This window comes from Cupriavidus yeoncheonensis (assembly GCF_905397275.1).
Classification (GTDB): Bacteria; Pseudomonadota; Gammaproteobacteria; order Burkholderiales; family Burkholderiaceae; genus Cupriavidus; species Cupriavidus yeoncheonensis.
Window position 1 is genome coordinate 55,821 of sequence record NZ_CAJPUY010000008.1, and the last position, 25,392, is coordinate 81,212.

Consider the following 25,392-nt stretch of genomic DNA (forward strand, 5'->3'; position numbering starts at 1 on the left):
CGGGTTGGCGTTTTTTTATGTGCGTCGTACTCGCAACACTCACGCCCGGCCGGCAGTGAACTCGTGCGGTATCCAGCACGCGGAAACATGCGGCTGATTCTGCGCGCCGTTTTGGCGATGAACCCATTGCTTTCCCCTATCGCCTTGATTGCTAAATTTCAACTGGCGGGGCTTGATTTCCTGCTGGCACAAACTACTCCAAGGAAGTGTCACGTCAAAAATGTGCCACTGCTCCCTGGAGGATGATATGCCTGACAAGCAACACACTGGAAGCGCTAGCGAAAGCGAGAGCCCTGCCATACCCGCCCCGACGCCAAAGACCAGCCGGCCGAGGAGGAACAAGGATTGGTGGCCGAATCAACTGGATCTCTCGGTACTTCACACGCACTCGCACCTGTCCTGCCCGTTGGAAGAGGAGTTCGACTATGCCGAACAGTTCCGGAGTCTTGATGTCGACGCGCTGAAGCAGGATCTCATCAAGCTCATGACCACATCCCAGGACTGGTGGCCGGCCGACTACGGACACTACGGGCCCTTGTTCATCCGCATGACCTGGCATGCCGCCGGCACGTATCGCATCGCCGATGGCCGCGGCGGCGGCGGCGAGGGCCAGCAGCGGTTTGCGCCGCTGAACAGCTGGCCGGACAACGCCAATCTCGACAAGGCACGCCGGCTGCTCTGGCCTCTCAAGAAAAAGTATGGCCAGAAGGTCTCCTGGGCCGATCTGCTCATCCTGGCTGGGAATGTGGCTTACGAGTCGATGGGCTTCAAGACCTTCGGCTTCGGTTTTGGCCGGCCTGACGTCTGGGAGCCCGAAGACATTTTCTGGGGTCCGGAGGACACCTGGCTGGGGGACGAGCGCTACAGCGGCGAGCGCGAACTTGCCAAGCCGCTCGCCAACGTGCAGATGGGCCTGATCTACGTCAATCCCGAGGGACCGGGCGGCAACCCCGATCCGCTCGCCGCGGCCAAGGACATCCGCGAAACGTTTGCCCGCATGGCCATGAACGATGAAGAAACCGTTGCGCTCATCGTTGGCGGCCACACGGTCGGCAAGACGCATGGTGCCGCGCCGGCGGCGGGGAATGTCGGCCCGGAACCAGAGGGCGCCGCGGTCGAGGAGCAAGGCCTGGGCTGGAAGAACAAGTTCGGCAGCGGCAAGGGTTCCGACGCGATTACCAGCGGGCTTGAAGGCGCATGGACCAACAATCCGACCACATGGGACAACGGGTTCCTGGAGAACCTGTTCAAGTATGAGTGGGAGCTGACCACGAGCCCTGCGGGCGCGAAGCAGTGGAAGCCCAAGAATCCCGAGGCAAACGACACTGTGCCCGATGCACACGACGCGTCCAGGCGGCACGCGCCGAGGATGCTGACGACAGACCTGTCGCTGCGCATGGATCCGATTTACGGGCCGATTGCGCAGCGCTTCCGCGACAACCCGGACCAGCTAGAGGACGCGTTTGCCAAAGCCTGGTTCAAGCTGCTTCACCGCGACATGGGTCCCCGCTCACGCTATCTGGGTCCCTGGGTGCCGGAGGCGCAGCTCTGGCAAGACCCCGTACCACCCGTCGATCACGAGCTGGTCAGCGAACAGGATATCGTCGCCCTCAAGCGCACGATCCTCGACGCCGGCTTGTCCGTCCCTGAGCTGGTTTCCACCGCCTGGGGTGCTGCGGCCAGCTTCCGTGGCACCGATAAACGTGGCGGTGCCAACGGCGCGCGGATTCGCCTGGCGCCGCAAAAGGATTGGGAGTCCAACGAGCCGCCGCGGCTGGCAAAGGTTCTGACAGCCCTCGATCGCATCCAGAAAGACTTCAACAGCGCGCAGTCCGGCGGCAAGAAGGTTTCGCTTGCCGATCTGATTGTGCTCGGCGGGTGCGCCGCCGTCGAGGAAGCGGCCAGAAAAGCGGGATACAACATCAGCGTCCCGTTCGCGCCGGGCCGCACCGATACCTCGCAGGAACAGACGGATGAGAACATCTTCGATGTGCTCGAACCGGTCGGCGACGGATTCCGCAACTATTTCCGGGCGGAAGATCCCCTGTCGCCGGAGACACGTCTGCTGGACCGGGCCAATCTCCTGAAGCTGACCGCGCCCCAGATGACGGCTCTCGTCGGCGGCATGCGCATGCTCGGTGCAAACCACGGACAATCGAAGCATGGCGTGTTCACCGACAAACCGGGCACGTTGAGCAACGACTTCTTCGTGAACCTGCTCGACACCGGCATCGCCTGGCGACCTTCCGCCTCGGACAAGAACGTCTACGAGGGCAGTGATCGCACGACGGGGAAGACCAGGTGGACCGCGACGGCTGCCGACCTCGTCTTCGGGGCGCATTCCCAATTGCGCGCACTGGCCGAGGTCTACGCGTGCGACGACGGGAAGGAGAGATTCGTGCGCGACTTCGTGGCGGCGTGGAACAAGGTCATGAATCTCGATCGCTTTGACCTGCTCGGCCGTGGAGACGGCCGACGCGCGGTTGCGGCCACGCCCTGAGCACGCGTGACGACACGCTGAAGCAAGCGCGGGCGCACCTCTCAACGGTCGCCCGCGCTTCCCGGCGAAGCAGCGAACCTCAAACCTCGAGTTCCTCGAGCACCTGGCCCTTGGTTTCGATCCCCAGGAAATGCACTGTAAGCGCCGCCAGGAACGGCACCACGGCCAGCGCAAGGAACGCACCGCTGAGATTGCCACTGCCGATGGTGCCGGCGATGAGCGAAGGCGCGAAGATGGCCGCCAGCTTGAGCCACGCGCCGCCAAGGCCGCAGCCCATGGCGCGCACGCTGGTGGGGTACAGCTCCGGCGTATAGACGTACGCCGTGATGAATCCGCTGGCCAGGAAGCCCATGGCCAGCGCGCACAAGGTCGCCACGACATAGACGGTCGACGCGTGGAACACCCCGGCCAGCACCAGCGACAGTGCGCACAGCAGGAACGACACATTGATGACCGGCTTGCGGCCGACCTTGTCGACGATCATCGCGCAAACCAGGGAACCCACCACGCCCAGAACGGAGGCACCGGCGGCAAGGTTCAGCGCGAGCTGCAGCGGCGCGTGATACACGGTCTTGTAGACCGTCGGCAGCCATGTGGACAAACCATACTGGATGAACCCGCAGGTCGCCCACAGCATCCACACCGCCAGCGTGCGGCCGAGGTAGGCCTTGCCGACCAGGTCACGTACCCGGCGACGCGGATGGTGCGTCATGGCATCAAAGGCGCTGGTATCGCCGGGCGGCGGCAGCGGCGTACGAGCGCGCGCTTCGAACGCGCGCAGTGCGCCGTCGGCTTCCGCCATGCGGCCCTTCTCCGCCAGCCAGCGCGGCGACTCCGGAACCACGCGGCGCAGGATGAAGAACAGTACCAGCGGCACGCCGCCGAGGAAGTACATCACCTCCCAGCCGTAGTGCGGCACCAGCCAGGCGCCAATGCCGTTGGACACCATCAGGCCGATCGGGAACACCACTTCGTACAGCAGCACGAAACGGCCGCGGCCATGCGCGCGCGTGACTTCGTTGATGTAGGTGGCCGCCACCGGCAACTCGCCACCGAGGCCCAGCCCCTGCACGATGCGCAGCAGCGCGAAGATCTCGAACGACGGCGCGAAGCCGCAGGCAAGGCTCATCAGGCCGATGATGCCCGCGCTCCAGCCGATCGAGCGCAGCCGGCCAAAGCGCTCGGCCAGCGCCGGGAACACCAGCGCGCCGACGAGCTGCCCCACGGACGGCGCCGCGATCAGGAAGCCGATCTGGCCCGGCGTGAGCGACCACTTGGCGATCAGCAGCGGCAGCGTGGTGGCGATGGCGATGACATCGAAGCCATCGAAGAACGTCGCCAGGCCGATCAGCAAGCGGGCGCGGATATGCATGGCATTGCCCGGCATGCGCTCGATACGGGCGATGATGTTGCCCCGTGTGATACCGCCCGCGGCGCTGGCGCTGCGGCTGTCGGCAATGCCGGCGGCCCCTTCGGCCGCGGTCACGATACTGGCGCTGGCCGCCATCTGCGCGCCGGAGGACGCGGGGTCTTGTCTCTGTATCAGCACGGTGCTTCTCTTCTAATGCTTTCGGGGGCAGTCAGCCATCGCGCCGCGGCACGAAGGGCATCGGTTGCGCTCGCAGGCGCACGGTGAAGCGCCGGCGAGGCCGGCAGGCCCCGCCGTCGGGCGCGCGGACCTACAGGTCCAGCACCAGCCGGCTGCCCTTGCAACCGGACACACAGACCATCATGGTCTTGTTGGACGCGCGCTCGCTGTTGCTGAGCACGCTGTCGCGGTGGTCGGGGCAGCCTTCCAGCACGGCGGTCTCGCAGGATCCGCACACGCCTTCGCGGCAGCTGTGCTCGACATCCAGCCCGGCATCGAGCAGGGCATCGAGCAGCGACTTGCCCGACGGCACCTTGACGAGCGAGCCGGTGCGCGACAACTGGACCACGTACTCGCCTTCCTGCACCGCCTCGGTCGACGGATCGGCGGCGAAGCGCTCGATATGGACGTTCGGATAGCCGTGCGCCTCGCACGCGGCTTCGAAGGCATTGAGCATCGGGCCCGGGCCGCAGCAGTAGAGATGCGTCTGCCCATCCTGCCCGGCCAGCATGGCCTTGAGGTCGGGCGGTGCGCCCGCTTCATCGTCGAAGTGGAAGCGCACGGCGTCGCCGTAGGCCGAGAGCGATTCGGCGAACGCTGCTTCGGCGCGCGTGCGGGCGCAGTACAGCAACGTGAACGGACGGCCCAGTTCGGCCAGCCGGCGCGCCATGCAGACGATCGGCGTGACGCCGATGCCGCCGGCCACCAGCACGGTATGCGCGGCGCTTTCATCGAGCTCGAAGTTGTTGCGCGGCGCGCCGATGGTCAGCGTGGCACCCACGCGCAGTTGCTCGTGCACGTAGCGCGAGCCACCGCGGCTGTTGCGGTCCAGCAGCACGCCCACGGTGTAGCGGTCGCGGATTTCCGGTGCTCCGCACAGCGAGTAGCTGCGCACCAGGCCGTTGCCGAGGTGCAGGTCGATATGGGCGCCCGGACCGTATTCGGGCAACGCGGCCCCGTCGGGATCTTGCAGCTCGAGGCTGACAATGCCACGCGCTTCGTAGCGCATGGCCTGGACTCGCATCGTCAGGGTCTTGTGGGCACTCATGTCTCTTCCTTCTGTTTCCATCGCGCGCGCGGGTAACGCGGACGCGGTGCTGACTTGCCTGGTCGTGCGCCGGGGTTCAGCGCTTCTCGGTCAGGAACTTGCCTGCCGGACCACCGGCGTTCTTCTGGCGGCGGGTGTTGCCGTCGATGCCGCCCTCGATCGCCCACTCGGCGAACATGGTCGGTCCCGGCTCGAACGCGCGCGGCTCCCAGTGCTCGTCGAGCTGGTCTTCGTCGGCGTAGTACTCGATCAGGCCGCCGGCCGGATTCTTGAAGTACCAGAAGTAAGCCGACGAGATCGGGTGGCGGCCCGGGCCGAGCTGCGTGTCCCAGCCCTTGCGCGACATGTGCATGCCGCCGCCGAAGACTTCGTGCAGGTCGCGCACGGTGAACGCCACGTGGTTGATGCCGGCCTTCGGTTCCGGCAGCTGCAGCAGGAACAGATCGTGGTGGCCGCCCTCGGCTGCGCAGCGCAGAAAGGCGCCGCGGTCCGGGTAGCGGTCGGACGGCACGAAGCCGAACTTCTCGACGTAGAAGCGCTCGGTGGCCTTCACGTCCTTCACGAAGAACACGACATGGCCGACTTCGATGGGAATGGCGCGTTCGTAGATCGGGCTGCGCTGGTTCAGGCGCGGCTTGTCATTCCAGGTGTTCATCAGCGCGCATTCGACCTCCACCTCATGCTTGCGCGTGACCTGGAAGCGCACGGCCAGTCCGTTCGGGTCGGTGCAGCCGATACGCAGGGTGCTGCCCTCGCCCTGGCGCAAGAAGCCGGGTGCATCGGCAATCGCGTCGGCGATGTGGTCCAGCGAAGCCTGCGATGCCACGCCCCACACCACCTCGCGCAGCGTCGGGCCGGCCTCGATGGCGGGCGGCAGCGTGGCGTCGTCGATGCGGCGCACCAGCACGCGGCAGCCGTTGAGCGTTTCGAAATCGAGGCCCTGCGCTTCGTCGCGCTTGATGGTCAGGCCCCAGTCGCCGAAAAAGCCGCGGCAGGCATCAAAGTCATCCGCGCCGTAGACGATTTCGTCGATTCCCAATACCTTGATCATGGTTCTCTCCAGCGTGCCGGGCTCAGTTGGCCCACGGCAGCGGTTGTTCGTTCAGGCCCCAGTACACACTCTTCTGCTCCATGTACTGCAGGATGCCCAGCCTTCCCTTCTCGCGCCCGAGGCCGCTGTCGCGCCAGCCACCGAACGGCGCGGAAATGGAAAACTGCTTGTAGGTGTTGATCCAGACGTTGCCGGCCTGCACGGCCCGTGCCACGCGCCAGGCGCGCTTGTAGTCGCGGGTCCAGATGCCAGCCGCCAGTGCGTAGACGCTGTCGTTGGCCTGTTCGATCAGGTCATCCTCGTCATCGAACGGGATGGCCACCAGCACCGGCCCGAAGATCTCTTCCCGGGCGATGCGCGCCTGGTTGTCCAGGCCTTCGATGATGGTCGGCGTATAGAAGTAGCCGTTGGGCAGCCCCGCCACGTCCGGGCGCAGGCCGCCGGTGCGAAGCTGGCCGCCGTCCTGCACGCCCATGGCGACATAGGACTCGATCGAATCGCGGTGGCGATCAGTGATCAGCGGTCCCATCTGGGTGCGTTCATCGGCCGGGTCGCCCACGCGCAGGTGCGCGGCGCCGGCAGCCAGGCGCTCCATGAAGGGCTCGTACTGCGAGCGCGCCACGAACAGGCGCGAACCCGCGATGCACGATTCGCCCGACGAGCTGAAGATGCCGTACAGCACGCCGTTCACCGCGTGGTCGAGGTCGGCATCGTCGAACACCATGGTCGGCGACTTGCCGCCCAGTTCGAGCGACACCGGCATCATCTTGTCGGCGGCGATATGCGCGATGTGCTTGCCGGTCGTGGTGCCGCCCGTGAACGACACGCGGCGCACCAGCGGATGCTTGGTGATGGCGTCACCGATCACCGAGCCCTTGCCCGGCAGCACGCTGATCAGGCCCCTGGGCACGCCGGCTTCCTCGCAGATGCGCGCCAGTTCCAGCGCCATCAGCGGCGTCACTTCGGCGGGCTTGACCACCACGGCGTTGCCGGCGGCCAGTGCGGGCGCCATCTTCTGCGCTTCGCTGGCGATGGGCGAGTTCCACGGCGTAATGGCGGCCACCACGCCCATGGGCTCGTACACGCTCATGGTCAGGCATTCGCCGCGCTGCGGGGTGATGCTCTCTTCCAGCGTCTCGCAGGCCGCGGCGAAGAACTGGAAGGTGCTGGCGGCGCTGGCGACCAGCGCGCGCGTTTCACTGATGGGCTTGCCGTTGTCCAGGCGCTGGCGCTGCGCGAGCGGCTCGGACTGCGCGCGGATCAGCTCCGCCACGCGGTGCAGCACGGCGGCGCGCTCATGCGGCTTGCGCCGGGCCCAGCCGCTGGTCTCGAACGCGCGCTGCGCGCCCTGCACGGCTTCTTCGACGTCCGCCAGGCTGGCGGCGTTGAGTTCGGCCACCACTTCACCGGTAGCCGGATAGCGCGTCGCGTAGCGGTCGCCGGTCCCCAGGCGCCATTCGCCTGCGATACAGATGGGGAGTACTTCTTGCGTCTTCATTGTCGTTGCCTGCTTGGTCTGTGGGGGCCGGCCGCTGCCTGCTAGATCGATACCGCGTGCGCGCGGTTGCCCAGTGCGCGCACCACGCTGAACACCGTCAGCGCCGAAGTCTTGGGATTGGCCGCGAGCGGCTTGCCGCGCATGGTCAGCTCGAAGCCGCCGAACGCGCCGCGCGCTTCGACGTGGTGGACGTTTTCCACGGCGTCGGGGTCGGCCAGCAGCCGCACCGAAGTGCGGTCCAGGCCGAGGCCGGCCAGCGACACCGTGGCCGCCACGTTGGCGTTCTTCGGATACAGGCGGGCCGCGTCGCGCGCGCTGCCTTCGAAGATCACCGTGGGTTCGGTCAGGGCGTCGAGGTCGAACAGCTCGGCGGCCGGCGTGCCGCTCCAGGCGCGCGCCGGCTTGCGGCCGGTGTAGATGACCTCGTCAAGGCCGCCCACGCGTGCCGCGGCCAGCGCGTCGATCGCGCCGATCGCGCCGGACAGCAGCTGCACCTGCGTGTTGCCACGGCGCGCGGCAGCTTCCAGCCGCTCGACCAGGCCCGGCTCGGACAGCGCACCGACCGACACCACCATGCACGGGATGCCACGCTCCAGCGCCGGCACGATGTGCTCTTCCAGCGCGTGGTGGCCCGCGCACTCGACCAGCAGGTCGGGGCGCTGGCCGTCGGCCAGGCACGTCGCCACGCGGACATTGGGCGCCAGCGCCGACAGCGCGCCGCGTGCCTCGTCCATCTGGCCTTCCGGCACGATCACCACGTCGAACGCGACATCCGGATCCGACTTCAGCAGCTCCAGCACGCCGCGGCCGATCGCGCCACATCCCACCATGGACACATGCAGCATGGACATCTCCCTTCAGGCGGTTGTGGCGGTCGTGGCGGTCGTTGCCGGGCTGGCAATCGGCGCCTGCTTGTTCACCGGCGGGCCGGCGAACACGGTCTTGAAGCTGCCGATCGACAGCATGTCGATTTCCAGCAGGAACGGACCGGTCTCGGCCGTGGCTTCCTGCAGGGCGGCGCCGACGTCGTCCAGGCTGCTGACGCGGCGGTGGCGCAGCGACAGCGACTGGCACAGCTGCGCATAGTCCGGCGTGTGCAGGTCGACATAGTGGCGGCGGCCGCCGTACTGCGCGTCCTGGATGTTCTTGATCACGCCATAGCCCTTGTCGTTCATCAGCACGATGACCATGTCGGCGCGTTCCTGCACGGCCGTGGCCAGTTCGCCGAGGTTCAGGATGAAGCCGCCGTCGCCGGCCAGGGTGAAGGTCTTCTTGCCCGAAGCCGTGGCAGCCGCGCCGACAGCGGCGCCGATGCCCATCGCCAGGCCCTGGCCGATGCCGCCGCCCAGCGCATGCACCCCGGCACGCGAGTCGAAGATCTGCAGGTGGCGATTGCCCCAGGTGCTGTTCGACACGGTCACGTCGCGCACCCAGTTGAAGTTGCGGCCCACGGCCTGCTGCAGCGCCTGCACCAGTGCCGAGTACGGTCCCAGGCCATCGACCAGCGCGTTCACCGCGGTGTCGTGCGCACGGCGCAGGTCGCCGGCGAAGGCCGGGTCGATCTGCATGCGGCCTGCCAGGCGGTCGGCCAGCGCGTCCAGCGCCAGCGCGGCGTCGCCGCTGACAAAGTAGTCGCTCTGGTAGCAGCGGCCTTCGGACGCCGGATCGGCGTCGATGCGCAGCAGCGGACGCGGCAGCTTCAGTTCGTACTTGAGCGTTTCATTGCCGCGCAGGCGCGAGCCGACCACCAGCATGGCGTCGCAGCTCTGGTAGAACTGCTCGACCGGCTTGTGCAGGTTGTAGGCGCCCAGCGAGCGCGGATCGTCTTCCGCGACGATGCCGCGGCCCTGGGTGCTGGTGACCACGCCGAAGCCCAGGTCGAGCAGGCGCTTGACCTGCTTGCTGGCGTGGCGCGCGCCGCCGCCCAGCCACAGCATCGGGCGTCTGGCCTTGGCCAGGCGCTCGGCCAGCGCGTCCAGCGCATGGGCCGACGGCTGGTGCTGCGGCACCGGCAGCGGCTTGAGGTCGGCCGGCATGTCGATCAGCGCGGCCTGGATATCGATGGGGATCTCCACGCTGACCGGGCCGGTCGGCGCGGTCAGCGCAGTCTGCACGGCCAGCTTGATCGTGCTGATCGCGGTGTCGGCGCTGCGCACGCGGAAGGCGGCCTTGGACACGGCCTTCAGCATGGTGAGCTGGTCCGGGGCCTCGTGGATGTACGCGAGGCTCTGGTCCAGGTACGGCGTTTCGATCTGGCCGGTGATGTGCAGCATCGGCGTGCCGGCGGTCAGGGCTTCGACCATGGCGCCCGCGGCGTTGCCGGCGGCGGTGCCGGTGCTGGTCAGGCACACGCCCAGGCCGCCCGTGGTGCGGGCGCAGGCGTCGGCCATATTGGTGCCGCCCGCTTCGCCGCGTGCCGGCACGAAGCGGATGTTGCCGCGCTCGCCCATGGCGTCGAGGATCGGCATGTTGTGGATCGAGATCACGCCAAAGGCAGCCTTGACGCCGCACTGTTCGAGAAAGGCCGTGATGGCGCAGCCCACGGTGACCTGCTGTTGTTCATACTGTTGCTGATTAGGCATGACGGGAGTGTCCTCCGGAAATATCAAGATGGCTGCCCGTGGTGTACGAAGACAACGGCGAGGCAAGGAACAGGATGGCGCGGGCTGCCTCGACGGGCAGGCCCAGGCGGCCGAGCGGAATATGTTTCTGTCGGGCCAGGCGCGCGGTCCACGCGGCCCAGTCCAGGTCTTTGTCTGCTTCGGGGCGTGCCTCGAAGCGGCGGCGCCACTGGCCCGACTCGACCAGCCCGATCAGGATGCCGTTGACGCGCACACCCTTGGGCGCGAATTCGGTGGCCATGGAGCGCACCAGGTTCAGCACGCCGGCACGCGCGGCCGACGTGGCGACCATGTGCGGCTCGGGCTGCTGCGCGAGCAGCGAGTTGACGCAGACCACGGCGCCCTGCCCCGATTGCTCGAGCTGCGGCAGGAACGCGCGCGTCGGGTGGATCACCGAGAAGAACTTGAGCTGCAGCTCCTCCATCCACGCTGCGTCCTCGGTGTTCGCGAAGGTCGAGACGCGGCCCTGGCCGGCGTTGTTGACCAGCATGTCGACGTTGCCGAGCGTGGCCTGCACGCTGGCGGCGAAGGCGGCGACCTGTTCGGGCTTGAGCACGTCGCAGGTGGCGGCATGGAGCCGGCAGCCGGGGAAGGTCTCGCGCAGCTGCGCTTCGGCGCGGCGCAGGCGCGCTTCGTCGCGGCCGCACATGGCCACGGCGGCGCCCGCTTCGAGCAGCAGTTCGACGGTCGCCAGCCCGATGCCGGAGGACCCGCCTGTGACGACGGCAACCTTGCCGTCGAGTTCAATCATGGACATTGTCCTCACTCCCGATACAGATTCACGACCTTGCCGCCAGTGCCTCTGGACGACGGCCGGTAGTCCAGCAGGCGCGACAGCTCGCCCGCGGCGTCCCTCACTCTTTCCACCATGGTGTCGAGCTGCGCCGGATCGATGTGCGCGGCCGGAATGGTCGCGCCCAGCGCCGCCACCACCTTGCGGGTGCGGTCGCGCACCGGTGCGGCGATGGTGGAGATGCTCGCTTCGAAAAAACCCTCGTGCAGCACGTAGCCGCGCTCGCGATCGTGCTGCACGAGTTCGTACAGCGCTTCCACGCTGGCCGGCGTGCGCTCGGAGAAGGCTTCGAGCCGCGGCTCCGGGTACAGTGCGCGCAGCTCGTCGAGAGACAGGTCTTCGAGCAGCACGCGGCCGAGCACGGTCGCATGCGCCGGCAGCCGGGTGCCCACGTTCACGGTGCTGGCGAACGGGCGCGGCGATACCGCCTTGGCCACGTACACGATCGAGCGGCCGTCGCGCACCACCAGGCTGCACGGATAGGCGATCTCGTCGCGCAGGCGCTCCAGCAAGGGGCGGCCCAGCTCGGTCAGCTCCAGCGATGCCAGGTATTCGAAGCCCAGCCGCAGCACGGCCATGCCCAGGCGGAAGTCCCGGCCGCCGTCGGCGCGCTCCACAAAGCCGAGCATCTCCAGCGTGGTCAGCAGGCGGAACACCGTCGAGCGCGGCACCTGCAGGCGCCGCGCCAGCTCGGCCGCCGAGATCGCGCGGTCCTTGCTGTTGAACTCGCCGAGCAGGCGCAGGCCGCGCTCGAGGCCCGGGACGATGTACTTGTCCGGGAACTCGGCGGCGGCGCCTTCCGTGACTGTGGCGGTGGCGGATTGCAGGGCGGTCATGGCCTGGGTACCTGTGGATGGCGCGGCGTGCGGGCGGGCGCGCGCATCAGCGCTTGATCTTCGACAGCGGGTGCTCGGGCGGGTACGTCGGCGTGATGGGCTGCCTGGCGCCCAGCATCACGCACATCAGCGCATCTTCATCGCCGATGTTGATTTCCTCGCGGTACACACCGGGCGGCACCGAGACCAGGTCGCGGTCGGTCAGGACGGTCTCGAAGCGCTCGCCGTCCTTTTCCAGGATCAGCTTGATCTTGCCGCGCATGACGAAGAACACCTCTTCCACGTCGGTGTGGATATGCGACGGGCCTTCATGGCCGGCCGGGATGATCATGGTCGAGAACGTGAAGTTTTCCGAAGGCACGGTGTTGGTGTCGGCGGCGACGCCGGTGCCGCCGGTACCCAGGTAGCGCATCTGCGCACGGCGGTACTTCGGGTCGTAGTCGGCCTGGAACTTCAGCGCATCCCAGTCGTACTTGCGCGTGGAGAAGCGCGCCACGCGGCTTTCCATCCACTGGTCGAACGAAGCGTCTTCCGGTTGTTCCCACGAACGCTTGATGTTGGCTGGTTGAGACAGGTCGCTCATTTGGATTCCTTCTGTTTCTGTGGATCAGTGGATCAGTGCATGACAAAACCGCCGTTGACCGCCAGCGTCTGGCCGGTCACGAAGCGGGCGAGATCGGACAGCGCAAACAGCACCGCGCCGCAGACATCGTCGGGCAGTTGCTCGCGCTGGATGGCGCGCTGCTCGCGATACAGGTCGTGCCGGTGCTGCGGCACGTATTCGGTCGCCTCCACCAGCGTCAGGCCTGGCGCCACCGCGTTGACGGTGATCTGGTCGCGGCCCAGTTCGCGCGCCAGCGAACGGGTCATGCCGATGATGGCGCTCTTGCTCGCCACATAGGCCAGCAGGTTGGGCGCGCCCCACAGCGGCGTGTCGGAGGCCAGGTTGATGACCGCGCCGCGGCCGCTGGCCTTCAGGGCCGGCAGGCAGGCGGTGGTCATCAGCCAGGTGCCGCGCACGTTGACGTTCATCACGCGGTCCCAGGTGGCGATGTCGATGGCGCTGGCATCGCGGCCGCCGGAATCGGTCACCGCGGCGTTGTTGACCAGGCCATCCAGGCCGCCCAGGCCCTTGATGGCGGCGTCGGCGCATGCCTGGATGGATGCGGGGTCGGACAGGTCGACCGGCACCGCCACCACCTTGAAGCCGCGCGCACGCAGCGCTTCGGCTTCCTGCTGCAGGCGTTCGGCCAGGATGTCGGCCATGGCCACGGCGGCACCGGCTTCGGCCAGCGACTTGACGAAGGCCAGGCCCAGTCCGCGCGCGGCGCCGGTGACCAGCACCTTGCGCCCCGCCAGCAGAGCGTTGCTAGTGGTCTCACGCATGGCTTGCCACTCCACCGGCAGGCTTGATCATGGCGACCGGCTCGTCGGCCACTTCCTGTTCGGCACGGCGCTTCAGCAGGCGGCGCACACGCGTGATGCCGGCATCGTGCTGGTACAGCATTTCATGGTCGCGCGCCTGCGGGGCCATCGATTCGAGCACCACGCGGTCCTGCTCCAGCACGTCCCAGTGCAGCTGCTCCAGGCGGTTGCGGTACAGGAAGCGCCAGACGTCGCGCTGCCAGCCCTGCACGTGGCGGGTGCGCCAGAAGAACACCATGCAGTGATCTTCATCGACCGGCGTGGCCATGCCGACGATGCCGAACGGGCCGCCGGGGCCGACCTTGTCGCGGTAAGGAATGGCCAGGCGCAGCCACAGCGTGCCGGTCTCGCCGAATTCCACCCAGTCGAAGTTCACGCCGCGCTGGCCGACCTTCTCGAAGATCAGGCCGTGGTCGGTCTCGCGGATCTGCATCACGGCCGACTTCTCGCCGCAGGCCATCGAGTGCGACACGGCGTGCAGGTAAGCGCCATGCATCGGGTCCATGACGTTGTCGATGGCGTAGCGGTAGTTGCAGTCCCAGTGCGCCACGCACAGGAAGTTGCTGTGTTCGTCGCTGACCAGTTCTTCGGGCAGGCGCAGCACGTCGGGGCTGCCCTCGCCTTCCTGCGGGGCCTGCTCGCCGAACCACAGGAAGATCGCGCCGGCCTGTTCCTGCACCGGGTAGCTGCGCACGCAGGTGCGGCCCTCCAGCGGGCAGCTGTCTACGGCCGGCACGCTCTTGACCTGGCCGTCGCCGCCGACTTCCACGCCGTGGTACCAGCAGGCCACGCGGTCGCCCAGGTTCCAGCCCATCGACAGGCGGGCGCCGCGGTGCGGGCAGCGGTCTTCCAGCGCGTGCACCTGGCCGGCGTTGTCGCGCCACAGCACGATGTTCTGGCTCAGGCGGGTGATGCCGATGGGGGCATGCGTCACCGCCCACGAGGCGGCCACCGGGTACCAGTAGTTGCGCAGGCCGCTGTTCAGGCGGGCTTCGGCGCGGGCTTGCTTGTTCGATTCCATGTTTCTCTCGTTCGGGCTCTGGGCTTGTCGGTCGGGCTGGCTGCGCTCAGGCGCCCAGCCGGCGCATTTCGGCCAGGAAGCGCTCTTCGGTCCAGGCCTGGCCGTCCAGGCACAGGAAGGTGGTGGCATTGAAAGCGCGCACGATGTCGGCGGGCGTTTGCGCACCGCCTTCGAACGCGGCTTCCAGCGCGTCGCCCAGTGCGTTCTCGTACGCCGAAGCCGCGTCGGCGCGGGTCTGCCAGACGATGTTGGCAACCTTGCCCGGCTGTTCGATGCGGCCCTTGCCGGCGACATTGTTCGGAGCCGGACGCTCCCAGGGCACCAGGTTGGGGTTGTACGAGAGGCTATCCATTGCGCTTTTCTCCATGTCTGCCTGCTTGGGGACCGGTTTCATCACGCTGTGGCCTGGTTCCGGTCACGTCGCGTTTTGTTTTACTAATGAAACGCTGGTTTAGATATTGAACACAGGTACGACTATAGACAACGATCGTTCAAAAATTGACTGGGGTTAACCCGCGATACGCGGAAAGTGCCGCCGGGGCGGCGCGCCCCGGCGAAGAGGACTAGAGGACAGCCGCTGGCAGTGCGCCGCGAATCAGGCGGGCCGTGGCGGAAGCCTGGTCGATGTAGCACGCGTGGCCGGCATCGGGCACCGGCGCGAATGGCAGGCCGAAGCGCTCGGCCAGCATGCCGCAGGCTACCGGCGTCGTGACAATGTCCCGGCTGCCGCAGGCAATCTGCACGGGCACAGCCGTGGGACGCTTTGCCAGGTAGGCATCGATATCGTCCCCGCACAGCATGGCCACGGCCTGGCGATAGCCATCCGGACGCAGGCGCCGCATGTTCCAGCGCACCCAGGCCTGCGCGCCCTCGTCGGCGCTTTCGCTCAGCAGCCGCCCGGGACCGCGCTCGGCCAGACCATCCACGCCCAGCGATGCCAGCGCGTCGAGCCGCTGCCGCGCGACTTCACGCGCCTTGTCTTCCTTGCCCGGCGCGCCATAGCCCTGTGCCACGCTCAGCAGCAGCAACTGCGCGGGCAGGCCGGCGTTATCCGCGCCGGCCACATAGGCCGCCGCCATCAGCGCGCCCAGTGAATGGCCGACGATCAGGTCGGGGCGCACGCCCAGCGCGCGCAGCCATTGCCGCAGGCGCGCCGCGTAGTCCGCGGCCTTCGGCCCCGCCTGCGCCAGTGGCGACGAATCGCCATAGCCCGGGGCATCCCATGCGAGCACGCGCGCATGCGCGGCCAGCAGGCTGGCGCAGGGCAGCCATGACGCCGCCCCGGAACTGATGCCGTGCAGCAGCACGATCACCGGCCCGGCGCTGCCGCCGCTCCGATAGGCGACCTGCGCGCCATCCCCGACCTGCGCGACACGCTCCGCAAACCCGCTGTCTAGCGCGGCCAGCATGTCCCGCAACCTAGGGCTTGAATCTTGATAGTCATTTCGTTCCATATATAAAACGTAGATTTGCAAATGAAACCTTATGACTATAGAAGCTGGCCTGAGGCAAGAGGATCAGGGTTAACGACAGGCCCTCGTCCAGCCCAATGCGGCGGCGCCGGGCCGGTGCATGCACCGCGATCGGGCCGCCGCCGGCGGCAAGGGCCGGGCAGCTGTCCGCAAAGGCTTGACTGGCGCGCCTTCCCTGTCCGCACGCGGTGGCTGCCGGCGGAGTCGTCGCGACAGCCCGGCCGCCGCCGAGCGCACGCGCATGCACGAACCGTGTGCAGCCTTCGGCCGGGCGGCTGCGTCGCTCGCCGGCCTCACTAGGGATAACCCTCCTCACTGCTTGAGAAAAGCCCGGCTATATTTTGCTCAACGTTTCTTAGGTTGTTTGATGTTTTATATATGAAACGTTAAAGCGGCTGAAAACGCATTTCCGCAGAGAATTGCAGCAGCCAGCGCCCAGGACAGACGAGCCAGAACGATTAGAAGACGGAACAAAGAAGGAAACGGTAGATGAAACTTGCACGAATCGCTGCGGGCCTGCTCGCAGCCTCCCCCCTGCTGGCCTCGGCACAGTCTTCGGTCACGCTGTATGGCGTGATCGATACCGGTGTCGAGTATGTCAACAACGTCGGCGTCAACGGCTACGGCCTGACGCGCGTGCCCAACAACACCGCGACCGTCCCCTCGCGCTGGGGCCTGCGCGGCACCGAGGACCTCGGTGGCGGCCTGAAGAGCATCTTCGTGCTGGAATCGGGCTTCGCGCCCGACACGGGCAGCGCCAACCAGGGCGGCCGCCTGTTCGGCCGCCAGGCGCTGGTGGGCCTGTCGAACCAGTACGGCCAGATCTCGTTCGGCCGCCAGTACACCATGCTGTTCTGGGCCACGCTCGACAGCGACATCCTCGGCCCCAATGTCTACGGCTCGGGTTCGCTGGACAGCTACCTGCCCAATACGCGTGCCGATAACGCGATCTCGTACAAGGGCACCTTTGGCGGCCTGACGGTCGGCGCCACGTACAGCTTCGGCCGCGATGCGGTCAATGCCGGCCCGAGCCCCGCCGGCACCAACTGCGCGGGCGAGAACCCGGCCGACAAGAAGGCCTGCCGCGAATGGTCGGCCATGGTGCAGTACGCGACCGACTGGTGGGGCGTGCACACCGCCTATGACTCGCAGCGCGGCGGCCCGGGCGCGTTCGCCGGCCTGACCAACAGCAACCTGAAGGACGACCGCCTGTCGGTGGGCGGCTACATGATCCTGTCGCGCACCAAGCTCGGTGCCGGCTGGCTACGCCGCGACAACGACGGCAGCCCGACCCGCATCAGCGACCTGTACTACGCCGGCGCGTCCTACGACATCACGCCCGCGGTCAACCTGGCCGGCCAGTTGTACTACCAGAAGTACCACGGCAGCGACAACAAGGCGTGGCTGTACGCGCTGCGCGGCACGTATGCGTTCAGCAAGCGCACGTCGGTGTACGCCACCGCCGGCTTCATCGACAACGGCGGCCAGCTCGCCGCGTCGGTCAGCGGCGGCTCGCCGGGCTCCAACCCGAAACCGGGCGCGAACCAGTTCGGCACGATGCTGGGCATCAAGCACATCTTCTAAGGCACGTACAAGAGACGTACGCAACGCGGCGGACGCGATCCCGGCCGCCGCGTTCCAAGGCGATACATCCGTCTGCACGACACAGTCCGCGCGGCTTCCGGCCTGGCCTCCACGCCAGCACGCGCCCGCGGCTGCCCTGAAGCACTCACCTGCCACCGTCCGCGCGCATGCCTGATGCGCCGGACCCCAGTTTTCAGAGGTCCACCATGAAGTCTGCACGCCGCAAAGTCCTTGCAACCATCATCGCAGCCGGTGCCGCCGCCATGTTCGCCGGCGGCACGGCCCTGGCCCAGGGCGCCTACCCCAGCAAGCCGATCACGATCGTGGTCGCCTACCCCGCCGGCGGCGACGTCGATGTGCTGGCCCGCCTGTTCGCCGAGAAACTGGCGCCGCGCCTGAAGCAATCGATCGTGGTCGAGAACCGCACCGGCGCGGCCGGCACCATCGGCAGCGCCTACGTGTCGCGCGCCAACCCGGACGGCTACACGCTGCTGCTGGCGCCGAACACCGTCGCCATCGCGCCGCTGGTGCTCAAGCCGGGCACGGGCGCCAGCTACGACGTACAGCGCGACTTCACGCCGATCACGCAGATCGGCACGCAATCGCTGTTCGTGGTGGTGAACAAGGGCACCGGCATCACCAAGGTCAGCGACCTGGTCGCGCGCGCCAAGGCAGGCAAGGTGGAAACCTATGCCACGCCGGGCAACGGCTCGCCGATGCACATCATGGGCGAACTGTTCAACAAGTCCGCCGGCGTGAAGATCAGCCAGGTGCCTTACCGCGGCCTGGCCCCGGCCATCGTCGACGTGCTCGGCGGGCAGGTGCCGGTGACCTTCGTCACCTACGGCGCCGTGGCCCAGTATGTCGGCAACGGCAGCCTGGTCCCCATCGGGGTGGCCGACCAGAAGCGCTCGCCGTTCGCCCCCAATGTCCCGACGCTGGCCGAGCAAGGCTACAAGGACGTGGAGATCGGCGCCTGGCAGGCGCTGCTGGGGCCAAAGGGCATGTCGCCGGAACTCGTGCGCACCCTCAACGGGCACATCAACGAGATCCTGAAGATGCCCGACGTGGTCTCGCGCATGGCGACCATTGCCGTCACCCCGGCCGGCGGCGAGCCTGCCGTGCTGCAGAAGCTGCTGGCGGCGGACACGGCGCGCTACACGAAGATCGTCAAGGAGTTCAATATCCAGGCCGACTGAGCGCCACCGCGATCGCGCATGCGGAAAATCGAAGGGCCCGGCTCCTTGCGGAACCGGGCCCTTCCTGCTGGTGTGGCAGTCGTACGGCTCGATCGTCAGTTGACCTGCCGGCCCATGCCCTCCCAGTACGGTTCGCGCAGCTTGCGGCGCAGCAGCTTGCCGGACGGGTTGCGCGGCAGGGCTTCGACGAAGTCGATGCTCTTCGGCACCTTGAACCCGGCCAGCCGCTGCCGCGTCCAGGCGATGATGCTGTCGAGGTCGGCGCCCTGCCCCGGCTTGAGCACGACGATGGCCTTGACCGCCTCGCCCCACTTCTCGTCGGGCACGCCGATCACGGCCACGTCGGCCACGATCGGGTGGCCGTAGATGGCGCTCTCCACCTCGGCGGGATAGACGTTCTCGCCACCGCTGATGATCATGTCCTTGACGCGGTCATGGATGTAGAGATAGCCCTCGGCATCCAGGTAGCCCGCATCGCCGGTGCGCAGCCAGCCATCGGCGTCGATCGTGCGTGCGGTCTCCTCGGGCTGCTTCCAGTAGCCGGACATATTGTGGGCGGAGCGGACCACGACCTCTCCGACTTCGCCAGCCGCGAGTTCGCGCCCTTCGTAGTCCACCACCTTCAGGTCCACGCCCGGCAGCGGCTTGCCGGCCGCACGCATGCGCGGCACCTGCTCCGTCGTGTGGTCTTCCGGCGGCAGCGCCACGACCGTCCCGGTGGTTTCCGTCATGCCGTACTGCTGCACGAAGCCGCAGCCGAAGACCTCGATGCCCTCGCGCAGCAGCGCCGCCGGAATGGGCGCCGCGCCGTACAGCAGGTACTTCAGGCGCGAATAGTCCACCGCGCGCGCGCGCGGATCGCGCAGCACGATCTGCATCGCGGCCGGCACCATGAACAGCTTGCTGATGCGCTCGTGCTCGATGAAGTCGAGCACCGCGCGCGGATCGAACTCCCTGGCCACCACGCCCTTGGCGCCGGACAGCAGGTTGCGCAGGCCCCAGCCGGAGCCGCCGATATGCGCGACCGGCATGGCCACCAGCGAGATATCGTCCGCCGTCCAGTGCGACCAGGCAATCGATTCGCGCTCGCTGACCTCGGTGCCGATGGTCAGGTTGCGGTGGGTCAGCATGGCGCCCTTGGGCCGCCCGGTCGTGCCGGAGGTATAGAGCTGCAGCACGACGTCATGCGCACCCGGCTGGTGATCCGGCAGCGAGGCGGGATGCGCGTCGCGCCATTCCGTGTAGAGCGGCCAGTCCGGGTTGCCTCCCGCCTCCATGGCAACCACCTGGCGCACCATCGGCAGCGCCGGCAGCAAACCCTGCACCATGGCCGCGGACTCGGGCCCGACGAACAGAAGCACGGCGTCGCAGTGGCCGATGATGAATTCCACTTCGGGCGGCGCCAGCCGCCAGCTGGCCGGCGTCAGGACCGCACCCATCTTCGCGGCGCCGAGCCAGGCCTCGAAGTAGTGGTCGCAATTCTTGCCGATGTAGCCGATACGGTCGCCGGCGCGCACGCCGGCGGCGAGCAGCGCCTGCGCTACGCGGCTGGTGTTGCGATCGAACTCGGCATAGGTGGTCTGCCGGCCTTCGAACGAGTAGGCAACCGCGTCAGGCCTGAGGCTGGCAAAGTGGCGCACGGCCTGAGGCAGCGTGGCCAGGTAGCTGAAATCCATCGACGTCTCCCTCTGTTCTTGTGGGAACGGCCCGGCCAGGCCGGGCCGCAGCGTTCACCTGCGGCATCGGCGTGGCCGGATCAGCGCGGTGCCATGCGGATGGCACCGTCCAGGCGCACGGACTCGCCATTGAAATAGCCATTACGGCACATCTCCACGGCAAGCGAAGCAAACTCCTCCGGCTGTCCCAGGCGCTTGGGGAACGGCACGGAAGCGCCCAGCGCGGCCTTGACGTTCTCGGGCGCGCCTTGCAGCAGCGGCGTATTGAAGATGCCCGGCAGGATGGTGTTGACGCGGATGCCTTCACCGGACAGGTCGCGCGCGATCGGCAGCGTCATGCCGACTACACCGGCCTTGGATGCCGAGTAGGACGCCTGGCCAATCTGGCCGTCCTGCGCCGCCACCGATGCCGTGCTGATGATCACGCCGCGATCGCCGCTGGCAGTGTGGTCCAGCGTCAGCATGCCGGCGGCCGAGCGCGCGATGCAGCGGAAGGTCCCGATCAGGTTGATCTGGATGATGCGTTCGAACGCATCGGTGGGGAAAAACTTGATCTGCGACGGGTCCTCCTTCGAGCGCGAGGCAGTCTTGATCGCGTTGCCGGTGCCGGCGCAATTGACGAGGATGCGTTCCTGGCCGATGGCGGCGCGCGCCTTGGCGAAGCCGGCCTCGACCTCGGCTTCCGAGGTCACGTTGACCTGGCAGAACACACCACCCAACTCGCGCGCCAGCGCTTCGCCCTTCTCGACATTGAGGTCGAACAGCGCCACGCGCACGCCGTGCGCCGCCAGCGCGCGGGCGGTCGCCGCGCCCAGGCCCGAGGCGCCGCCGGTCACGATGGCCGATACCGATGCATTAAGTTCCATTACCGTGTTCCTTCCGTCTGGTTTTGCCGGGTCATGGCCGCACACGCGACCGGCCCGATGCGGGTGTCGAAAGCCGGCGCCGCGGAGCGCCGGAGCGGGTTCGAGATTCGTGGATCGGCCCCTGACACGCATCGTCGGAAGCGACGAATGCACCGATACGCCACTTTCGTGGCCGCCGCGGCGTCACAGCACGGCATGCGGGACCCGACTTCGCGAACCGGGATGGGACCAATGCGCTACAGTGTCGCGCATGGAAGGCTTGACCGCGACGGCCCTGCCCGCGCGGCCCCCCGGATCCCATGCGCCCTCATCTCCCTGAAGCCCGCTGGCATGTGCGCCGGCATCTCTGGCTGCTGCTGGCCGCCGTGCTGCTGTCGCTGCTGCCTCACCGGCCCGCCGGCGCGGCGCCGGCAAACCCGCTCGTTGCCGCGATACAGAAGAGCGATGCCAAGGCCGCACCAGCCAGCGTCCCCCTGGCCCAATCGCTCGACCAGGTCATCGGCACGCTGCAGGACGACACGCAACGCAAGGCCCTGCTTGAACAGTTGCAGGCACTGCGCAGCGGACTGAACGCCCCGGCATCGGCGCCCGCCTCGCCGGCTTCGGCTCCGGCTTCGGCGCCGGGCCTGATCGGCGCCGTGGCGCAGGCCCTCGATGAAGTCGATACGCACCTGCGCAAGGACCACGGCCCCTGGCACTACTGGCGCTGGCGCTCGCAGTTCGCCGCCGAGGAATGGCGGGCCGCCGTGACGCTCAACGGTACGCGCGGCGGACTGGACTCGCTGCGCGAGTTCGCCGTGGTGATCGGTGGCTGGGCGCTATGCGGATGGATCCTGTGGGAGATCGGCCATCGCATCCGGCTGCGGCGCCGCATGCATGCCGACAGCAAGGTCACGCTGGTACGAAAGCCGCGCAGCGGGCTGCCCGACGTGCCGTCGTGGATGGATGTCGGCATCTATATGTTGCGGCGCATCGGGCCGTGGGTGGCGGCATTCGGGCTCACGGTGCTGCTCGCCTACAGGAATTTCTCGCAATCGCCGGCCAGCGTGGCCGCCGTGATGGTGGCCCATGCCATCGTCGCCGGGGCCATCGCGGCCGCGGTCTGCCAGGTCATCTTCGCGCTGTTCCGCACCGCGCACCGGCGGCGGGCGGTGCACCAGTTGCTGACGCGCTCGCCGTTGCTGCTGTTCTGCACCGGCGCCCTTGCCGCACTCGGCAACAGTGCCACCGACAGCCGCATTACGGCCGTGCTCGGCACCAACCTGTGCGCCTTGCTGTCGACGACGGCCAACGTGGCCGCGGCGATCCTGATCGGCGTGTTCGCACTGCGCTTCCGGCGCCAGGTCGGCCAGCTGATCGCACAGCGACCGCTCGAATTCCGCCAGTCGCATCCGGCCCTGGCGGACCTGCTGCGCCTGGCCGGCCAGGCCTGGCACCTGCCCGTACTGGCGGTGGTGGTGGCTTCGGTGATCGGCACCGTACTGGCCACCGGCCATGCCGACGTCTTCCTGCGCCGCACGGTGGCCTCGGTGGCACTGTTCGTCGTCGCGCTGCTGCTGACGCTGGTCGCCGGCCGCTCGCCGAAGGCGCGCGGGCGCGCGCCCCGGATCCGCGACCGGCGGCGCTCCGCCTACCTGCAACGCTTCGGGCGCTTCGCCATGGCGCTGGTGCGCGTGGTGATCTGGGTCTCCGTGGTCGAACTGGGCACGCGCATCTGGGGCACCTCCGTGCTGCACCTGGTGGAAGCCTCGTCGGCGGGCCGGCACATCGCGGAGTCCCTGCTGAGCGTCACCGCCACGGTGCTGCTGGCGTGGCTGGTCTGGCTGGTGATCGATACGGCCATTACCCAGGCGCTGTCCCCTGCCCCCGGGCGCGCCGCGCAGCCCAGCATGCGCGTCAAGACCATCCTCCCGCTGGTGCGCAACGCGTCGTTCGTCACGCTGCTGGTCATCGCGATGATGGTGATACTCGCCAACCTGGGGGTCAACGTCACGCCGCTGCTCGCGGGTGCCGGCGTGGTCGGGCTGGCGATCGGCTTCGGCGCGCAGAGCCTGGTCCAGGACCTGATCACGGGGCTCTTCATCGTGATCGAGGATTCGATCGCCATCGGCGACTCGATCGAACTGCCCGACCATGCCGGCGTGGTCGAAGGCATGACCATCCGCACCGTCAAGCTGCGCGATGGCAAGGGGGCGCTGCATACGCTGCCGTACAGCCAGATCAAGGCGGTGAAGAACCTGTCGCGCGGCTATGGATATGCCGTGTTCAGTATCGGCATCGCCTACCAGAGCGACCTGGACCGGGCCCTCGAGCTGATCCGCTCCACCGGCGCCCAGATCGCGCACGATCACCGCTATTCGCACAAGCTGCTGTCCGGCCTGGACATCCTCGGCCTGGACCGCTTCGACCCGAGCGGCCCGGTGGTGGTGGCGCAGGTCAAGACGCGCCCGCTGATGCAGGCCGAGATCACGCGCGCGTTCAACGCGCTGCTCAAGCGTCAGTTCGACGCCAATGGCATCCGCATGGCCTCCCCGAGCCTGACCATCCAGCTCGACGGGGGAGCCGCCAAAGCGGCAAGCGTAGAAGCCGTCATGCCGCGATCGGAATGAGATGCGCGCATCACGCAGAAACGGGTACGCTGTCGCTTTTGCGAAACGGCCCGACCCTTCCAGCGTCAAAAACTTCCTCACGATTCCGTATCGCGCATTAACATCCGAGCGTTATGCAGGCGTCGACATATGCCAATCGACCGGTGGTTCCCGTTTGACGGGAGCTTGGCCCCCCAAGACGGGGGATAAGGCCGGCAAGATTGTTTGGCATGATGGCCGACACCCGGGCACGGTCAATGCTTGGGGAGCATCCTGCACACGGCGCCGGGAGCCACGGTACCGTTGCCACAGAGCGCGACAGAACGCCCGGGCAGGCATTGGCAGCAAGGGAATACAAAACAGCAGCCATTAAAAAAATGGCGTCAGTAAAGGCGTTTGCCACCGGGGGAACTGAATATGGGCGAACACCCGAGTCTCGACGATGAGTTTCATCGTCTGGTCGACTCTATCTACGAGTCCGCAATGGACGTGGCGGCAATGCCCGCCGCTCTGGACCTTTTTTCCCGCTATACCGCGACAGGCAGCCCGCGCTACCTGATCTGGGACAAGCTGGCCGGCCACGCCCGGCTCGGCGTGACCCCGCACGGTTGTTTCACCAGCGGCGTCAACCTGCCTGAAGGGGTCGTCCCGCCATCGTATTCCGGTGGCCAGCCGGCTCCGGCCGGAGCCGCGCTCGCCATGGCCGGAGCCGGCGCTGCCCTGGCGATGGCGGACGGCGCGGCAACCGACGTAGCCGTCTCCGGTGACGGCAGCGGACTCGATCAGGGCTTCCGGCTCATCGACACCACCGAGATCTGCGTGCTCATGAGCGGCACCTGCTCGGAACACAGCCATCTCCACGGCAGCGTGCGCGAACGCCGCCTGGCCCATGTCATGCCGCACTGGGTCCGGGCCGCGCGCATGCAGCAGCGCAACTTCGAACTGAGCGGACTGGCCTCGCTGGGGCTCGCAGGGCTCGACACGCTCGACTTCGGCGTCATGGTGCTGCAGGCGGATATGCGCGTGCGCTACGCCAACAGCTGGTCCGAGGCGCTGGTCCAGGCCGACAGCAACCTTTCGCTCGAACAGGGCGTGCTGCGCGCGCGCGACGCCTCGCTGCAGGACGTGCTGCAGCGGCTGCTGGACGGTGCCGTACGTGGGCGTAGTGCCGATGCAGCCGCGGGCTCATGGATGCATATCACTTCTGGCGGGCAACCCGTGCCGATCATCGTGGTGCCGCTGGTCTCGCGCCAGCCGGTGGAAGGCCCGTGGCAACTGCCCGCGGCGATGATGCTGCTCGGCAATTCGGAATCGCGCTCGGTGCTCGATGCCGCGGTGCTGACCTCGCTGTTCGGCCTGTCGCGCAAGGAAAGCATCATTGCCATCCGGCTGGCGGCCGGCGAAACGCTCAATGAAATTGCCGAGCGGGAGTTTCTGTCGCCGCATACCGTGCGCGTGCATATCCGCGATACGCTGCGCAAGACCGGCACGCACCGGCAGTCGGAGCTGGTGCGGTTGCTGCATCTGCTGCCTGGCGTGAATCTGGTGCGCACGGGCGCCTGTCCGGTGGCCCGGCCTCGGGGGAGGCAGGGGAAGAACGGGTGAGGCTGCAATGGAGCCGCTGTT

Annotated in this window: 21 protein-coding genes; 6 read left to right on the forward strand and 15 right to left on the reverse strand. The window is 67.6% G+C overall.

The genetic code is table 11. From position 1 onward, the window contains the following. The first annotated feature begins 87 nt into the window (after window positions 1–87). Window positions 88–246, forward strand: coding sequence for a hypothetical protein (locus tag KHO22_RS12515; protein ID WP_211947456.1), 159 nt, complete (start codon window positions 88–90; stop codon window positions 244–246). Between the two features lies 1 nt (window position 247). Continuing rightward, a complete protein-coding gene (katG, locus tag KHO22_RS12520) occupies window positions 248–2,500 on the forward strand; it encodes a catalase/peroxidase HPI (RefSeq protein WP_230426857.1) in 2,253 nt (750 codons plus the stop codon). A 79-nt stretch (window positions 2,501–2,579) separates the two neighbouring features. On the opposite strand, the gene KHO22_RS12525 is transcribed toward katG, so the two are convergent. The 13 genes from KHO22_RS12525 to KHO22_RS12585 all read right to left on the reverse strand — a co-directional run bounded on the left by KHO22_RS12525 (window position 2,580) and on the right by KHO22_RS12585 (window position 15,790). Beyond that, window positions 2,580–4,007, reverse strand: a complete 1,428-nt coding sequence (locus tag KHO22_RS12525) for an MFS transporter (RefSeq protein ID WP_211947652.1) — start codon at window positions 4,005–4,007, stop codon at window positions 2,580–2,582. A 172-nt stretch (window positions 4,008–4,179) separates the two neighbouring features. Then, on the reverse strand, window positions 4,180–5,136 hold the full coding sequence (locus KHO22_RS12530) for a PDR/VanB family oxidoreductase (RefSeq protein ID WP_211947457.1): 957 nt from the start codon (window positions 5,134–5,136) through the stop codon (window positions 4,180–4,182). 76 nt (window positions 5,137–5,212) lie between these two features. After that, window positions 5,213–6,187: a VOC family protein gene (locus KHO22_RS12535; RefSeq protein ID WP_211947458.1), complete on the reverse strand. Its 975-nt coding sequence runs from the start codon at window positions 6,185–6,187 to the stop codon at window positions 5,213–5,215. A 22-nt stretch (window positions 6,188–6,209) separates the two neighbouring features. Beyond that, a complete protein-coding gene (locus KHO22_RS12540; protein WP_211947459.1) occupies window positions 6,210–7,685 on the reverse strand; it encodes an aldehyde dehydrogenase in 1,476 nt (491 codons plus the stop codon). Window positions 7,686–7,726: 41 nt separating this feature from the next. Then, entirely contained in the window at window positions 7,727–8,530 is an 804-nt protein-coding gene (locus KHO22_RS12545) for an aspartate dehydrogenase (RefSeq protein ID WP_211947460.1), read from the reverse strand. Window positions 8,531–8,542: 12 nt separating this feature from the next. After that, on the reverse strand, window positions 8,543–10,267 hold the full coding sequence (locus KHO22_RS12550) for a thiamine pyrophosphate-binding protein (RefSeq protein ID WP_211947461.1): 1,725 nt from the start codon (window positions 10,265–10,267) through the stop codon (window positions 8,543–8,545). Next, window positions 10,260–11,063, reverse strand: coding sequence for an SDR family oxidoreductase (locus KHO22_RS12555; protein WP_211947462.1), 804 nt, complete (start codon window positions 11,061–11,063; stop codon window positions 10,260–10,262). Before KHO22_RS12555 ends, KHO22_RS12550 begins: the two co-directional genes overlap by 8 nt. Window positions 11,064–11,068: 5 nt before the next feature. Next, window positions 11,069–11,935, reverse strand: coding sequence for an IclR family transcriptional regulator (locus KHO22_RS12560; RefSeq protein ID WP_211947463.1), 867 nt, complete (start codon window positions 11,933–11,935; stop codon window positions 11,069–11,071). A gap of 46 nt (window positions 11,936–11,981) precedes the next feature. After that, on the reverse strand, window positions 11,982–12,518 hold the full coding sequence (locus KHO22_RS12565; RefSeq protein ID WP_211947464.1) for a cupin domain-containing protein: 537 nt from the start codon (window positions 12,516–12,518) through the stop codon (window positions 11,982–11,984). A 32-nt stretch (window positions 12,519–12,550) separates the two neighbouring features. Next, window positions 12,551–13,321, reverse strand: a complete 771-nt coding sequence (locus KHO22_RS12570) for an SDR family oxidoreductase (RefSeq protein WP_211947465.1) — start codon at window positions 13,319–13,321, stop codon at window positions 12,551–12,553. Next, window positions 13,314–14,381 (reverse strand): aromatic ring-hydroxylating dioxygenase subunit alpha, encoded by a 1,068-nt coding sequence (locus KHO22_RS12575; protein ID WP_211947466.1) that lies wholly within the window; start codon window positions 14,379–14,381, stop codon window positions 13,314–13,316. Before KHO22_RS12575 ends, KHO22_RS12570 begins: the two co-directional genes overlap by 8 nt. A 46-nt stretch (window positions 14,382–14,427) precedes the next feature. Continuing rightward, window positions 14,428–14,748 (reverse strand): recombinase-like helix-turn-helix domain-containing protein, encoded by a 321-nt coding sequence (locus tag KHO22_RS12580; RefSeq protein WP_230426858.1) that lies wholly within the window; start codon window positions 14,746–14,748, stop codon window positions 14,428–14,430. Between the two features lie 196 nt (window positions 14,749–14,944). Next, entirely contained in the window at window positions 14,945–15,790 is an 846-nt protein-coding gene (locus tag KHO22_RS12585; protein ID WP_230426859.1) for an alpha/beta fold hydrolase, read from the reverse strand. Between the two features lie 552 nt (window positions 15,791–16,342). On the opposite strand from KHO22_RS12585, the gene KHO22_RS12590 reads away from it, so the two are divergent. Further along, window positions 16,343–17,437, forward strand: coding sequence for a porin (locus KHO22_RS12590; RefSeq protein ID WP_211947468.1), 1,095 nt, complete (start codon window positions 16,343–16,345; stop codon window positions 17,435–17,437). A 206-nt stretch (window positions 17,438–17,643) separates the two neighbouring features. Beyond that, the gene (locus tag KHO22_RS12595; protein ID WP_211947469.1) at window positions 17,644–18,636 is read left to right on the forward strand and encodes a Bug family tripartite tricarboxylate transporter substrate binding protein; all 993 of its coding nucleotides are present in this window, start codon (window positions 17,644–17,646) and stop codon (window positions 18,634–18,636) included. Between the two features lie 95 nt (window positions 18,637–18,731). On the opposite strand, the gene KHO22_RS12600 is transcribed toward KHO22_RS12595, so the two are convergent. Next, on the reverse strand, window positions 18,732–20,312 hold the full coding sequence (locus KHO22_RS12600) for a fatty acid--CoA ligase (protein ID WP_211947470.1): 1,581 nt from the start codon (window positions 20,310–20,312) through the stop codon (window positions 18,732–18,734). Between the two features lie 80 nt (window positions 20,313–20,392). After that, window positions 20,393–21,178 carry an SDR family NAD(P)-dependent oxidoreductase gene (locus tag KHO22_RS12605; RefSeq protein WP_211947471.1) on the reverse strand — a complete coding sequence of 262 codons (786 nt, stop codon included), beginning with the start codon at window positions 21,176–21,178 and terminating at the stop codon, window positions 20,393–20,395. A 299-nt stretch (window positions 21,179–21,477) separates the two neighbouring features. On the opposite strand from KHO22_RS12605, the gene KHO22_RS12610 reads away from it, so the two are divergent. Then, window positions 21,478–23,787 carry a mechanosensitive ion channel family protein gene (locus KHO22_RS12610; protein WP_211947472.1) on the forward strand — a complete coding sequence of 770 codons (2,310 nt, stop codon included), beginning with the start codon at window positions 21,478–21,480 and terminating at the stop codon, window positions 23,785–23,787. Window positions 23,788–24,183: 396 nt separating this feature from the next. Further along, window positions 24,184–25,371 (forward strand): helix-turn-helix transcriptional regulator, encoded by a 1,188-nt coding sequence (locus tag KHO22_RS12615; RefSeq protein ID WP_211947473.1) that lies wholly within the window; start codon window positions 24,184–24,186, stop codon window positions 25,369–25,371. The last annotated feature ends 21 nt before the right edge of the window (window positions 25,372–25,392 follow it).

Excerpts from the sequence above, each read along its gene's own strand:
- KHO22_RS12610 (WP_211947472.1), top strand. The coding sequence starts at position 21,478 with ATGCGCCCTCATCTCCCTGAAGCCCGCTGGCATGTGCGCCGGCATCTC.
- KHO22_RS12525 (WP_211947652.1), bottom strand. The coding sequence starts at position 4,007 with ATGGCGGCCAGCGCCAGTATCGTGACCGCGGCCGAAGGGGCCGCCGGC.
- KHO22_RS12550 (WP_211947461.1), bottom strand. The coding sequence starts at position 10,267 with ATGCCTAATCAGCAACAGTATGAACAACAGCAGGTCACCGTGGGCTGC.
- KHO22_RS12585 (WP_230426859.1), bottom strand. The coding sequence starts at position 15,790 with ATGCTGGCCGCGCTAGACAGCGGGTTTGCGGAGCGTGTCGCGCAGGTC.
- KHO22_RS12540 (WP_211947459.1), bottom strand. The coding sequence starts at position 7,685 with ATGAAGACGCAAGAAGTACTCCCCATCTGTATCGCAGGCGAATGGCGC.
- KHO22_RS12560 (WP_211947463.1), bottom strand. The coding sequence starts at position 11,935 with ATGACCGCCCTGCAATCCGCCACCGCCACAGTCACGGAAGGCGCCGCC.
- KHO22_RS12615 (WP_211947473.1), top strand. The coding sequence starts at position 24,184 with ATGGGCGAACACCCGAGTCTCGACGATGAGTTTCATCGTCTGGTCGAC.
- KHO22_RS12570 (WP_211947465.1), bottom strand. The coding sequence starts at position 13,321 with ATGCGTGAGACCACTAGCAACGCTCTGCTGGCGGGGCGCAAGGTGCTG.
- KHO22_RS12555 (WP_211947462.1), bottom strand. The coding sequence starts at position 11,063 with ATGTCCATGATTGAACTCGACGGCAAGGTTGCCGTCGTCACAGGCGGG.
- KHO22_RS12575 (WP_211947466.1), bottom strand. The coding sequence starts at position 14,381 with ATGGAATCGAACAAGCAAGCCCGCGCCGAAGCCCGCCTGAACAGCGGC.
- KHO22_RS12605 (WP_211947471.1), bottom strand. The coding sequence starts at position 21,178 with ATGGAACTTAATGCATCGGTATCGGCCATCGTGACCGGCGGCGCCTCG.
- KHO22_RS12545 (WP_211947460.1), bottom strand. The coding sequence starts at position 8,530 with ATGCTGCATGTGTCCATGGTGGGATGTGGCGCGATCGGCCGCGGCGTG.
- KHO22_RS12565 (WP_211947464.1), bottom strand. The coding sequence starts at position 12,518 with ATGAGCGACCTGTCTCAACCAGCCAACATCAAGCGTTCGTGGGAACAA.
- KHO22_RS12535 (WP_211947458.1), bottom strand. The coding sequence starts at position 6,187 with ATGATCAAGGTATTGGGAATCGACGAAATCGTCTACGGCGCGGATGAC.
- KHO22_RS12515 (WP_211947456.1), top strand. The coding sequence starts at position 88 with ATGCGGCTGATTCTGCGCGCCGTTTTGGCGATGAACCCATTGCTTTCC.
- katG (WP_230426857.1), top strand. The coding sequence starts at position 248 with ATGCCTGACAAGCAACACACTGGAAGCGCTAGCGAAAGCGAGAGCCCT.
- KHO22_RS12590 (WP_211947468.1), top strand. The coding sequence starts at position 16,343 with ATGAAACTTGCACGAATCGCTGCGGGCCTGCTCGCAGCCTCCCCCCTG.
- KHO22_RS12600 (WP_211947470.1), bottom strand. The coding sequence starts at position 20,312 with ATGGATTTCAGCTACCTGGCCACGCTGCCTCAGGCCGTGCGCCACTTT.
- KHO22_RS12580 (WP_230426858.1), bottom strand. The coding sequence starts at position 14,748 with ATGGAGAAAAGCGCAATGGATAGCCTCTCGTACAACCCCAACCTGGTG.
- KHO22_RS12530 (WP_211947457.1), bottom strand. The coding sequence starts at position 5,136 with ATGAGTGCCCACAAGACCCTGACGATGCGAGTCCAGGCCATGCGCTAC.
- KHO22_RS12595 (WP_211947469.1), top strand. The coding sequence starts at position 17,644 with ATGAAGTCTGCACGCCGCAAAGTCCTTGCAACCATCATCGCAGCCGGT.